Here is a 12,919-nt window from a genome sequence, read left to right on the forward strand (position 1 = left end):
AGATAGTTACAAGTGCTTACACTCGCTACAGAGTCGATGTATTTGGTTAAAGAGCATTGCCAAATAAATATCTTTTTACAATATTTAAAATAAGGCAAAGCCTTAATACTTTTTCAATCGCACAATTCTGGTGCATACATGTGAGTATATTTAAAGTGACAACAGTTCAACCCGACAATACAAGAATAGAACGTGATTTGCTGGGAGCAAAGGAAGTTCCGGCCGCATCTTATTACGGTATTCATACTTTACGTGCTCTGGAGAATTTTCAGATCTCGAATCAGAAAGTGGGAAGTCAGTCCCATTTTATTCGGGCCCTGGCTCAAGTCAAAAAAGCCTCAGCACAAACCAATCTTAAATTTAATACAATTTCAGAACAGGTCAGTCTGGCTATTCAGCATGCCTGCAATAGCTTAATTGCAGAACCTGAAAAATGGAGTCAGGCTTTTCCCTTAGATGTCTATCAGGGCGGAGCAGGCACTTCCATCAATATGAACACCAATGAAGTCCTGGCCAATATTGCCCTGGAACATTTAGGTTTTCATAAGGGGCAATATGAACATATCCATCCCAACGATCATGTCAATAAGTCGCAATCCACCAATGATGTCTATCCCACGGCTTTACGTTTAGCCACATATTATAGTCTGGATGATTTATTGCTTCCGATCCAGAAACTGGTGGATAGCCTGCATATCAAAGCTGCCGAATTTCAATTTGTGTTAAAAATGGGACGTACCCAGCTGCAAGATGCCGTACCGATGACTTTGGGGCAAGAGTTCCGTGCATTTGCTACCTTATTAAAGGAGGATATACGTCTAATTCAGCGTACCCGTGAGCTTTTGCTGGAAGTGAATTTAGGTGCCACAGCCATTGGTACCGGGGTAAATACTCCTCAAGGTTATGCGCATGCTGCAATTCAGTCTTTAAATAAAATTACCGGGCTGAATTTAACGGGTGCAGAAGACTATGTCGAAGCCACCAGCGATTGCGGCGTATTCATTATTTTATCCAGCACCTTGAAACGGCTGGCAGTCAAGCTTTCAAAAATCTGTAACGATTTACGCCTCTTAAGTTCGGGACCGCGTACCGGTCTGGCCGAAATTCGCTTACCTGAATTACAGGCGGGTTCGTCCATTATGCCGGCCAAAATCAACCCGGTGATTCCTGAAGTGGTGAACCAGATTGCCTTTAAGGTCATTGGCAACGATTTAACCGTGACCATGGCAGCAGAAGCGGGACAATTGCAACTCAATGTCATGGAGCCGGTAATTGCGGTTGCAATTAATGAGTCGATTGAACTGCTCACCCAAGCGGTTGTCAGCCTTGACCGTAAATGCATTCAAGGTATTCAGGCCAATGAGCAGGTGTGTTACGACGCTGTAATGCGCAGTGTCGGCATTGTCACTTTGCTGGATCCGATTTTGGGACACGCCAAATGCGATGAAATTGGGAAACAGTGCATTGCTGAAAATAAAACCATTCAGCAGGTGGTTTTAGAGCAGGAATTACTGACCCAAGAACAGCTGGATGAAATTTTTGCTTTTAGCAATCTGGTTTCAGAAGTCACTTTACAGCATGAAGCTTTGGCACAGGTCGGCTAACTGCTGCTACAACAATTTAATCATGACAGCAATAGAAAAGGGAGCTGTTTAAACGGCTCGCTTTTTATATGAAAAATAGTCGTGAATATGCTGCAGCACAGGGTTAAAATGTTCAGGATTTTTTTCGATGTGTCATGCCCATGCTGAACAAACTTGCCGGACTATTTACAGGTTCAGGACTGCTTAAAAGTTCAAAACCTTCTCCTGAACAGCTGTATCTTCAAGAAAACAATATCCAGTTTGATCTGGAGCAGGGTTATATCGTGGACGGAATTGTGGTCAATCAGCTGTCTGAACGTTTGGCTTATTTTTCCAATCGTAAACTGAACAACTTTGATGATTTAAAAACTTTATATTTTACTGCCATCCTGATTAATGAAAAAATTGACCTGGAAATAGCCAGTCAGCGTTTTGTTGCACGTTTGGGCAACACCGAAGAAAACCTGTTACAGTTCAAGCAGATCATTCAGAAACTGAATGACTATTATCGCAATTTTCTGCGTGAAAAATAATCGTATCATCAGCTGCATATTCGGCATCTAAAAGGATTTAGGTGCAATCCTGTGCTGTATATAAAAATAACTCAACCAAGAAAAAACCCATGTTAATATACGGTCCATGTCATTTAGACCAAAAGCTATATACATGTTCCAACAAGAAATTTCCCAATTAAATCTGCAACAGTTTAAGGCAGGCGAAAAACGCTGGGTCGGCAATTTGCAAGGCTCTTCGGCCGCTTTATTGTTCAAAGAAATTGCCACACAAAGTAAGCAATTGTTCATTGTTGTTGCCAGAAATAATCAGCATTTGGGACAGTTGGAAAGTGAACTGGAATTTTACGGGATTAAACCCACCATTTTCCCCGATTGGGAAATTCTGCCTTATGACCGTTTATCTCCGCATCAGGATATCGTGTCTGAACGGCTTTCCATTTTATCCAATATGCCGAAGCAGGGGGTGCTGCTTGTATCTGCGTCCACTTTAGTACAGCGTGTCGCACCGACTTCATGGCTGCTGGGTGAACATTTTGATATTCAGGTGGGACAGAAATTTGAACTGGAACAGCAGAAACTGCGTTTGGTTCAGGCCGGTTATCATCTGGTCGATACCGTTTATGATCATGGTGAATTTGCCATGCGTGGCAGCATTATGGATATTTACGCGTCTGGTCAAAGCGCGCCCATCCGTATCGATTTATTTGATGATGAAATTGAAAGCTTAAAATTTTTTGATCCTGAAACCCAAAGAACCACTCAAAACTTACCACAGTTTTCTGTATTGCCCGCCAAGGAATTTCCGCTTAAAGAAGGACGGGCAACCTTCCGTGACCGCTATGCTGAAAGTTTTCCTCATGCAAATCCCAAAAAGAATCCGCTTTATCAGGATGTACTTGAAGGCATTGCATCGCCGGGACTGGAGTTTTATTTCCCTTTATTCTTCAGCAAAGAAGCGATGCAAACCCAAAGCACGCTCATGGCGTACTTACCCAAGAATGGCATTGTCATTACAGACAAGCATCTGGATGAAGGTTTAAGCAATTTTTGGAATGATGTACTGCGCCGTTATGAAGATCGTCGTCATAATGTCGACCACCCCATTTTACCGCCGGAAGACCTTTTCCTGATGCCCAATCAGGTATTGGAACAGCTGAATCACTTTGCACGAATAATCGCTTCATCTGAAGAGTTTGTCGAAAAAGCCGGGGTGATTAATCTCAATACCGAAGCACCTCCTCGTTTACCGGTTGAGCCTAAACAGGAAAAGCCTTTTTCTGCTGTCAAAAAGTATATTGAGGCTGCCAATCATCCAGTCCTGCTGGTCGCTGAAAGTGCAGGTCGGCGTGAAACCTTAAAAGATGCTTTACGTCCAGCTTTGGGTGATATTCCGAATATAGAAAATTTTGCAGAGTTTAGAAAATCCTTATATGTAATCGCGATTACCAGTGCACCACTTGATCGTGGTCTGGTGATTCCCGGTCATCTCAGCGTCATTTCGGAAACCCAGCTTTATGAACATCGTGTGGTACAGCGCCGCCGCAAGCGTCAGCAGGAAGTTTCAGAAGAGTTCCTGATCCGTAGCCTTACTGAACTCAGTATTGGTGCGCCGGTGGTCCATATCGATTACGGTGTGGGGCGTTATGCTGGTCTGATTACCCTGAATATTGATGATCAGGAACATGAGTTTTTACAGCTGGATTATGCCGACGCTGCCAAGGTCTATGTTCCGGTCACCAACTTGCATCTGATCAGCCGTTATAGTGGTGGTGATCCTGATCTGGCGCCATTACATAAATTGGGCACCGATGCCTGGAACAAGGCCAAACGTAAAGCGCTGGAACAGATTCATGATGTGGCAGCAGAACTGTTGCATATTCAGGCGCGTCGCCAGTCTAAACCGGGCTTTAGCTTTGAACTGGAACAAAGTCCTTATATGCAGTTTGCCAGCGGCTTTGCCTATGAAGAAACCCTGGATCAGGCCAATGCCATTGAAGCGACTTTGCACGACATGCAAATGGCAAAACCCATGGATCGTCTGGTGTGTGGCGATGTCGGTTTTGGTAAGACTGAGGTTGCGATGCGCGCGGCATTCGTGGCGGTACAGAACAATAAACAGGTGGCGGTTCTTGTTCCGACCACACTGTTGGCACAGCAGCACTATGAATCATTTAAAGACCGTTTTGCTGACTGGCCTGTGCGCATAGAAGTGTTGTCACGTTTTGGTTCGAGTAAATCACACACGAAAACCATTGAAGATCTGGCAGAAGGTAAAGTGGATATTGTGATTGGTACCCATAAAATTTTGCAGGAAAATGTCCAGTTTAAAAATTTGGGGCTGATGATTGTCGATGAAGAGCACCGTTTTGGCGTGCGTGACAAGGAGCGGATTAAGGCCATGCGTGCAGATGTTGATATGCTCACCCTGACCGCGACTCCTATTCCCCGAACCCTGAATATGGCCTTTAGCGGGATGCGCGATTTATCGATTATTGCCACACCGCCTGCACGTCGTCTGGCCGTGAAAACCTTTGTGCAGGAGCAGACTGGCGAATCGATTAAAGAAGCCATTTTGCGTGAATTGCTGCGTGGTGGGCAGGTGTATTTCCTGCATAATGAAGTGGATACCATTGAACGCACCGCAGAAAATATCCGTGAACTGGTGCCAGAAGCACGTGTTGCAGTGGCACATGGACAAATGCGGGAGCGTGAACTGGAACAGGTCATGCAGCAGTTCTATCACAAAGAATACAATGTGCTGGTCTGTTCCACCATTATTGAAACCGGGATTGACGTTCCCAATGCCAATACCATTCTGATTGAGCGTGCAGACAAGTTGGGTCTGGCACAGTTGCATCAGTTGCGTGGGCGTGTTGGTCGGTCACATCATCAAGCCTATGCCTATTTACTGGTACCTTCCATTAAAGGTCTAAAAGGGGATGCGGAAAAACGTCTGGATGCGATTCAGCGCGCATCCAATTTAGGCGCAGGTTTCATGTTGGCAACCGAAGATCTGGAAATTCGCGGAGCGGGTGAATTGTTGGGCGAACAGCAAAGTGGTTCGATGCAGGCCATTGGTTATAGCCTGTATATGGAAATGCTGGAAAAAGCCACCAAAGCCATTCAAAAAGGCAAAACCCCGAATTTCGATGCACCCTTGTCCCTCATTGCGGAAATCAACCTGCATATGCCAGCCCTGATACCAGATGAATATCTCGGGGATGTGCATCAGCGTTTATTGTTCTATAAACGCATCAGTAATACCGATACCCAGGAAAAACTCGACAATATCCGGATGGAACTGATTGACCGGTTTGGCGTGCCGCCGCAGCCAGTGAAGCAGCTGTTTGCTGTGCATCAAATCCGTTTAAAAGCGGAGCAGCTGGGCATCACCAAGATTGATATTGGTTCTCATGGTGGACATATCGAATTTTCACCCGAAACACCGGTACAAGCCATCAGTATTATTCAAATGATGCAAAAACATCCGACCTTTTTCCGTATGGATGGCGGGCAACGCCTGAAAATCATGGTTATGCTGGAAGATTACCAAAAACGTATTCAGTTTATTGTCGATTTAATGGACAGTTTGTTAAAAGACATTCATTGATTTGACAGGGAGTGCATAATATTTACGCATTCCCTTTGCAATTTGATCGGATTTTAAAAGATAGTGCGATGAAGCGCTTGATTTTTTAAAGAAATTTATTAAATTCGTGAATGTTCACGTATTCGCTGTAAATAGTGGTTTATTTGTAATGAAACACATTGCATAGAATATTCACGTCCCATTGTATGTGATAGTATTAGCCATCATTCTAATTTTGCATAATTTATAAAGATATGTTTAGTTTGCATCCACAACTTGCTCAAGATACTTTTTTTGTAGGCGACTTTCCACTGTCAACATGTCGTTTAATGAATGATATGCAATTTCCGTGGCTCATATTAATTCCACGCGTACCAGGCGTGAGCGAGTTATATGAATTAAGTCAGGCTGACCAGGAACAGTTCCTGCGTGAATCTAGCTGGTTATCGAGTCAGCTTTCACGCGTATTTCGCGCAGACAAAATGAACGTGGCAGCCCTTGGAAATATGGTTCCACAATTGCATTTTCATCATGTCGTGCGTTACCAGAATGACGTGGCTTGGCCAAAACCGGTCTGGGGTACTCCAGCAGTTCCTTATACCAATGAAGTTCTTGCACATATGCGTCAAACCTTGATGCTGGCACTACGTGGTCAGGGTGATATGCCATTTGACTGGCGTATGGATTAATTCCTGCCTATTGAAAGCCATAGTATGGAATTTATGGTGTAAAGACTCGGATCAGGAGTGATTGAGTGTCATTAGACGACTGGATTAGAAAAGAACCCAGACAATTTGAATATTTCCATCGCTTGATGGGATATATGATGTTGTCTTTACTTGTGATTGTCTACCATTACACGGCTTCTGACACCCAATATCAGATTTATATTCCTTTTTTCCTGCTGCTGGTTTTTCTGGTTACACCGAGATTATCGAACTGGCTCCAGTATCGCTTTAATTCCAATATAAAACGCAGTGTGTTGTTTATTACCGATGTCGTTGTTATTTCGGTTATTTTATCTGCCATTCATTTAAACCTGGTTCTGACTTTTATTTCACTATTTGTCATTTTATATACCGCAATTACCAACAAGATTTCATTTTTAGCGGTGTCATTGGCAAGCCTGATTGGAATCGCAAATTTTTATCTGTGTAATATTCTGATTTTTGGTTTTGGTGAGTATTTTGAACAAACCACCGGTGAGTTAACCGTATTAGGTTTTATCTGTTTAATCACCTTTTTTGGTGTAGGCAGTTTTTACCAAAGCAGCCAGATTCAACATATCAGTAATCGCCGGACCTATTATTACGATCAAATGAATCGTTATATGGAATTCGCAAATCAGCTGAGCCGCTATGCACCAGTGCAGTTGTGGCAGTCAATCATGAAAGGGGAATCGGAAGCCAAAATTGAATACAAACGTAAGAAAATGACCATTTTCTTTTCAGATATTCAAGGTTTTACCGAGCTTTCAGAAACCCTGATTCCAGACGATTTAGCCTTCCTGCTGAATGACTATTTAAGTCATATGACTGAAATTGCCAGGCAGTATGAAGCGACTGTCGACAAGTTCATGGGGGATGCCATTCTGATTTTCTTTGGTGACCCTATCTCGCAAGGTGTGGAGCAAGATGCAAAAACCTGTCTGGACATGGCGATCGATATGCGTCAGCAAATGAAGCTGCTGCGTGAGCGCTGGATCAAGATGGGCTATCCGGCCTTACATATCCGTATGGGGATCAGTACCGGATATTGTCACGTAGGGAACTATGGCGCAGCACATCGTATGGCATATACCATTGTGGGGCGTGATGCCAATTTGGCCGCGCGTCTGCAAAGTGCAGCAGCAGTCGACGAAATCCTGATTTCTGATGAGACCTATAATTTAATTAAAAATGATTATTTATGTGCGCCTAAAGCACCGATTCGGCTTAAAGGCATTCAAGGTCCGGTGAAGACCTGGCAAGTCATGGAAAAATATACTTCGCGCAAATCGGATTATCAGCGCTGGTTTGATTATGAGTACAAGGGTTTCCATTTATTGCTGAATCTGGATGAAGTTCAAAACTATGAATATCCGGAATTGATTCAAGTGCTGGAGAAGATGATCAAGCGTATTGAAAAGCAGCAAAAAATGACCAATTCAGAAGGTATAGTCCGGCTAAATCTGGAAGATGTAGTTGAAGATGAGAAAGACGAGCAGTATCACTAAAAACGTAATTTAGATGCAGTCTAAAGATGAAAAAACCACGCAATTGCGTGGTTTTTTATGGTTTAAAATCTTAATGATTTTCTGAAGCATGGTTAATGGTATATTTTGGAATTTCCACTTCTAGATCTTCATCCACGATTTTTACCTGGCATGAAAGACGTGAATCCGGTTCCAAGCCCCAGGCACGATCCAGTAAATCTGCTTCAACATCAGACATTTCTTCAAGGCTGTCAAAACCTTTTCGAACCACGACATGGCACGTGGTACATGCGCAGGACATATCGCATGCATGTTCAATCTTAATGCCATTTTTTAACAGGCTTTCGCACAGGTTGGCATTCTGTTCGACTTCAAACTCGGCACCATTCGGGCAAATTTGCGCATGTGGAAGAACTTTAATACGTGGCATAATTTTTTCCTGTTTAGTTGTCCGAGTTTGACCAGTCATCAAGTTTAGTGCCTTTCAGGGCTGCATCAATATGTTGATTCATACGTGCAGCAGCAAAAGCATCACTGTGTATTTTAAGCTGTTCTACAGCCTGTTCAATCGCTTTGATATCGGTAGTTTCGAGTTGAGCCTCAAGTTGAGCCTTGGCTTGATTCAATGAGGCTAACTGTTCAGCAGTTAATAGCTGGGCATCCACTTTCAGGGCTTGTTCCAACGCTTCCAGTTCACGTTTTGCCTCAACCTTGGTTTCCTGTAAATGACGAAGGTTCTTATCTTCTTCAGCATATTTGAAACCGTCAATCAGTAAGCGTTCGGTATCGGCATCGGATAAACCATAAGAAGGTTTAATGTCGATTTGCGCATGTACACCAGACGTGGTTTCTTTAGCCGAAACAGTCAACAAGCCATCGGCATCAACCTGGAAAGTGACTTCAATACGTGCCTGACCAGCCGTCATTGGTGGAATGCCATGCAAGACAAAGCGACCCAAGCTACGGCAATGTTCCACCAGATCACGTTCACCTTGTACCACATGAATCAGCATGGCGGTCTGGCCATCCTGATAGGTGGTAAATTCCTGGCGACGCGCGACTGGAATGGCAGTGTTGCGTGAGATTAAACGTTCAACCAGACCACCCATGGTTTCCAGACCAAGAGAAAGCGGAGTAACGTCCAATAACAAAGAACCATCTTTGGAATTGCCAATCAGTTGATTCGCTGTAATTGATGCACCAATCGCAACCACTTCATCCGGGTTAATTGTGCATAGCGGTTCCTGATTGAAGACTTCACGAACCGCTTTTTGCACTGCATAAGAACGGGTAGACCCGCCCACAAGCACGACATTTTTAATATCATCCAGCTCAAGTTTGGCATCACGCATCACACGCTTACATACGCTGATGGTTTTATCCAAAGCCACTTTAATGATGTCCTCAAATGTAGCACGGTCTAAACTCAGAACCTGATCTAATACTTTCAGCTCAACTGAGTCGGCATCTGACAAGGCTTCTTTGGCTTTACGTGCAGAAACAATAAAATGTGCATATTCGGCATCATCTAGGGTTTCAATATTCAGCTGTTTTTTAGCCCATTTCACAATCAGGCGATCCAGGTCATCACCACCTAAAGCAGTATGTCCGCCAGTCGCCAAAACTTCAAAAACACCTTGTGAGAAACGCAGGATTGATACGTCAAAAGTACCGCCACCCAGGTCATAGATCACATAGTTTTGATCGTGAGCTAAATTGGTTTCCTGATCCAGACCATAAGCTACAGCCGCGGCAGTGGGTTCATTGAGTAGACGTAAAACATTCAGACCCGCCAGTTGTGCAGCATCCCGTGTTGCCTGACGTTGTGCCTCATCAAAATAGGCTGGAACCGTAATCACGGCACCATTCACTTCATTTTTTAAACTTTCTTCTGCACGGTCTTTCAGCTGTTTTAAAATTTCTGCTGAAATCTCCACAGGTGTTTTACGGCCTTGTGCAGTTTCAAAAGCAGGCATCTGGTTGTCTTCACCCACCAAGGTATAAGGGTGTTGAAATTTAATGTCCGCTTTGGAACGCCCCATAAAACGTTTTACTGAAACAATGGTATTTTTGGGATCTGTGGTAATAAAAGGCTTGGCTTCATCACCATAATGCGTGTTGTTATGGCTATAGTGAACAATGGACGGAAGTAACACGCGACCTTGTTCGTCGTTGAGGACTTTGGCTTGACCTGAAAGTACCGTGGCAACCAATGAATGCGTCGTACCCAGGTCGATACCAATGGCAATGCGGTGTTCATGCGGTGCACTTGATTGACCGGGTTCTGCAATTTGCAAGAGAGCCATTGTGTTACATCCTTAGAACTAAAATTAAAAATAAAATCAAATTAAAAATCATCATCTAAATCAAAGCTGTCGTCATCCAGGAAACGATCTTCAGCTTTGTCGATGTCAGCCATCACTTTCACAAAGAAACGCAATTTACGCACGGTATCACGGGCTTCGCCCCAGTCCTCATCGTCATAGTCGATTTTGAATTCACGGACTAAACCGTCAATCCATTGCTGGACTTCAACTTTTAAAGATTGCAGGTCGTCGGCAGATGCAGCATCGTCGAGCTGTTCACGAATTTCCAGCGCATCCTGAAGAAATTCAAAATCACTGATCGACTGATCCAGGTGATAATCCTGTTTTTTTAGACTCAAGAGATAGGCAGCGCGGCTATCAACATTGGATAAAGCTTTGAATGCCTGATTGATCTCGCTCGATTTAATCAGGGCCTGATCTTTTTCTTCGGCTTTATCTGGATGATATTGTTGCTGCAACTTCAAAAATTCAGTTTTTAAGGCTGCTAAATCAATATCGAGTGCTACAGGGAGGTTGAACAGCTCAAAATGATTCATGGGAGACAGGATCCACGATAGATATGCAAAAGTGACTGCTATAAATGCAATTAAAACAGTGCATTTTACACTGTTTTAATCACCAAAAGAGAGACAATGGAGTGTTTAAACGGTGAAAGATTCACCACAGCCACATTCGCCTTTTTTATTGGGGTTGTTAAATTCGAAGCCTTCATTGAGACCGTTTTTCACGTAGTCCATCTCCATACCTTCAAGATAAACCAGGCTTTTCGGGTCAACGAAAACCTTAACACCAAACTGCTCAAACATCTGGTCATGTGTATCGACTTCATCCACGAATTCGAGTACATAAGCCAAACCAGAGCAGCCTGAAGTTTTCACACCAACGCGAATGCCTTCACCCTTACCACGATTCTTTAGGTAATTGCTGATATGAGTTGCAGCATTTTCAGTTAAATGGATCATGAAAACTCCGTTAATTTTTCATCAAAAACTTGAAACACTTAAGCTTTTGTTTTTTTACTGCGGTAATCTTCAACAGCAGCTTTAATTGCATCTTCAGCCAGTACAGAGCAGTGTACTTTTACTGGAGGAAGAGCCAGTTCGTTCGCGATATCGATATTCTTGATCGCTTGAGCTTCGTCCAGGGTTTTACCTTTTAGCCATTCAGTTACAAGCGAGCTAGAGGCAATCGCAGAACCACAACCATAAGTTTTAAAACGTGCTTCTTCAATCACACCTTCATCATTCACTTGAATTTGAAGACGCATGACATCACCACAAGCCGGTGCACCGACCATACCTGTACCAACATTTTCAGCATTTTTGTCTAAAACGCCAACATTACGAGGGTTTTCGTAATGATCAATTACTTTTTCGCTATAAGCCATGATGCTTCTCCAAACCTCGGGGTCAGCCTTAAGATTAATATGGGGGTGAAATTACGTTTATCAACGAGATAGCTTTAAATTTTAAAGCTATCTCCAGGACATGAATCAGTGTTCAGCCCATTCAACTGTTGAAAGGTCGATACCTTCTTTATACATATCCCAAAGCGGAGAAAGTTCACGCAATTTCTCAACAGCAGCTTTAGTGATTTCAAGAACATGATCGATATCTTCTTCAGTGGTGTATTTACCGAAGCTGAAACGGATTGAACTGTGGGCAAGCTCGTCAGAAAGACCAAGTGCACGAAGTACATAAGACGGTTCAAGCGTTGCAGAAGTACATGCTGAACCAGAAGATACAGCTGCATCTTTCAGGGCCATCATCAATGATTCGCCTTCAACGAAGTTAAAGCTGACATTGAGATAGTTTGCAACGTTTTGAGTTGGATGGCCGTTTAAGAACACTTGTTCTAAACCTTGTAGACCATTCCATAATTTGTCACGCAGTACACGTAGACGTTTTTGTTCGGCTTCAAGGTTTTTGCCTGCAAGTTCAAATGCTTCACCCATACCTACAATTTGGTGAGTTGCAAGTGTACCTGAGCGCATGCCGCGTTCATGACCGCCACCATGCATTTGTGCTTTAAGGCGGACACGTGGTGAACGGCGAACAAATAATGCGCCGATACCTTTAGGGCCATAAATCTTGTGCGCAGAGAAACTCATTAAATCAACTTTTAAAGTTGAAAGATCAATTTCTACCTTACCTGCAGCCTGAGCCGCATCCACATGGAAGAAAATTTTCTTGGCACGAGTAATTTCACCAATCGCTGCAACGTCAGTGATGGTACCAATTTCGTTGTTCACCATCATCAGGGACACAAGAATGGTATCTGGACGAATTGCTGCTTCAACCATTTCCGGAGTAATTAAACCTGTTTGAGGCAGTGGTTCAAGATAAGTAATTTCGAAACCTTCTGCTTCTAATTCACGGCAAGTATCTAAAATTGCTTTATGTTCAATTTTACTTGTAATGATGTGTTTGCCTTTAGAGGCATAAAATTGAGCCACACCTTTCAGTGCCAGGTTATCAGATTCCGTAGCACCTGAAGTCCAAACGATCTCGCGTGGATCTGCTTTGACCAAGTTCGCAACTTGTTCACGTGCATATTCTACTTTTTCTTCAGCCTGCCAACCGTAAGCATGAGAACGAGATGCAGCATTACCGAAAGTACCGTCGAAAGTTAAGCACTCCATCATGCGTTCTGCAACTTGTGGGTCTACAGGAGTGGTTGCTGCATAATCAAGATAAATCGGACGTTTCATG

General features: G+C 43.3%; 11 protein-coding genes. 5 read left to right on the forward strand and 6 right to left on the reverse strand.

From position 1 onward, the window contains the following. Positions 1-155 precede the first annotated feature (155 nt). The 5 genes from aspA (at position 156) to BLP85_RS07155 (ending at position 7,902) form a co-directional block, all read left to right on the forward strand. Positions 156-1,604 carry an aspartate ammonia-lyase gene (gene aspA, locus BLP85_RS07135; protein ID WP_092819427.1) on the forward strand — a complete coding sequence of 483 codons (1,449 nt, stop codon included), beginning with the start codon at positions 156-158 and terminating at the stop codon, positions 1,602-1,604. 140 nt (positions 1,605-1,744) lie between these two features. Continuing rightward, positions 1,745-2,116: a hypothetical protein gene (locus BLP85_RS07140; RefSeq protein ID WP_092819506.1), complete on the forward strand. Its 372-nt coding sequence runs from the start codon at positions 1,745-1,747 to the stop codon at positions 2,114-2,116. 133 nt (positions 2,117-2,249) lie between these two features. Further along, complete coding sequence (gene mfd, locus BLP85_RS07145) at positions 2,250-5,708, forward strand: transcription-repair coupling factor (RefSeq protein WP_092819428.1); 3,459 nt, start codon at positions 2,250-2,252, stop codon at positions 5,706-5,708. Between the two features lie 233 nt (positions 5,709-5,941). Continuing rightward, positions 5,942-6,376 carry an HIT domain-containing protein gene (locus tag BLP85_RS07150; protein WP_092819429.1) on the forward strand — a complete coding sequence of 145 codons (435 nt, stop codon included), beginning with the start codon at positions 5,942-5,944 and terminating at the stop codon, positions 6,374-6,376. A gap of 65 nt (positions 6,377-6,441) precedes the next feature. After that, the gene (locus tag BLP85_RS07155; RefSeq protein WP_092819430.1) at positions 6,442-7,902 is read left to right on the forward strand and encodes an adenylate/guanylate cyclase domain-containing protein; all 1,461 of its coding nucleotides are present in this window, start codon (positions 6,442-6,444) and stop codon (positions 7,900-7,902) included. A gap of 70 nt (positions 7,903-7,972) precedes the next feature. Here the strand turns inward: BLP85_RS07155 and fdx are convergent, their stop codons facing one another. The 6 genes from fdx to BLP85_RS07185 form a co-directional block, all read right to left on the reverse strand. Beyond that, a complete protein-coding gene (gene fdx / locus BLP85_RS07160) occupies positions 7,973-8,311 on the reverse strand; it encodes an ISC system 2Fe-2S type ferredoxin (protein WP_092819431.1) in 339 nt (112 codons plus the stop codon). A 13-nt stretch (positions 8,312-8,324) separates the two neighbouring features. After that, entirely contained in the window at positions 8,325-10,187 is a 1,863-nt protein-coding gene (hscA, locus tag BLP85_RS07165) for a Fe-S protein assembly chaperone HscA (protein ID WP_092819432.1), read from the reverse strand. Positions 10,188-10,228: 41 nt separating this feature from the next. After that, positions 10,229-10,744, reverse strand: coding sequence for a Fe-S protein assembly co-chaperone HscB (gene hscB, locus BLP85_RS07170; RefSeq protein WP_092819433.1), 516 nt, complete (start codon positions 10,742-10,744; stop codon positions 10,229-10,231). Positions 10,745-10,849: 105 nt separating this feature from the next. Beyond that, positions 10,850-11,170 (reverse strand): iron-sulfur cluster assembly protein IscA, encoded by a 321-nt coding sequence (iscA, locus tag BLP85_RS07175; RefSeq protein ID WP_086196349.1) that lies wholly within the window; start codon positions 11,168-11,170, stop codon positions 10,850-10,852. A 38-nt stretch (positions 11,171-11,208) separates the two neighbouring features. Next, positions 11,209-11,595 carry a Fe-S cluster assembly scaffold IscU gene (iscU, locus tag BLP85_RS07180; RefSeq protein ID WP_092819434.1) on the reverse strand — a complete coding sequence of 129 codons (387 nt, stop codon included), beginning with the start codon at positions 11,593-11,595 and terminating at the stop codon, positions 11,209-11,211. 105 nt (positions 11,596-11,700) lie between these two features. Further along, positions 11,701-12,918: an IscS subfamily cysteine desulfurase gene (locus BLP85_RS07185; RefSeq protein WP_092819435.1), complete on the reverse strand. Its 1,218-nt coding sequence runs from the start codon at positions 12,916-12,918 to the stop codon at positions 11,701-11,703. Position 12,919: the final 1 nt, after the last annotated feature.

Origin of the sequence: Acinetobacter kookii (genome assembly GCF_900096895.1) — a bacterium.
Classification (GTDB): Bacteria; Pseudomonadota; Gammaproteobacteria; order Pseudomonadales; family Moraxellaceae; genus Acinetobacter; species Acinetobacter kookii.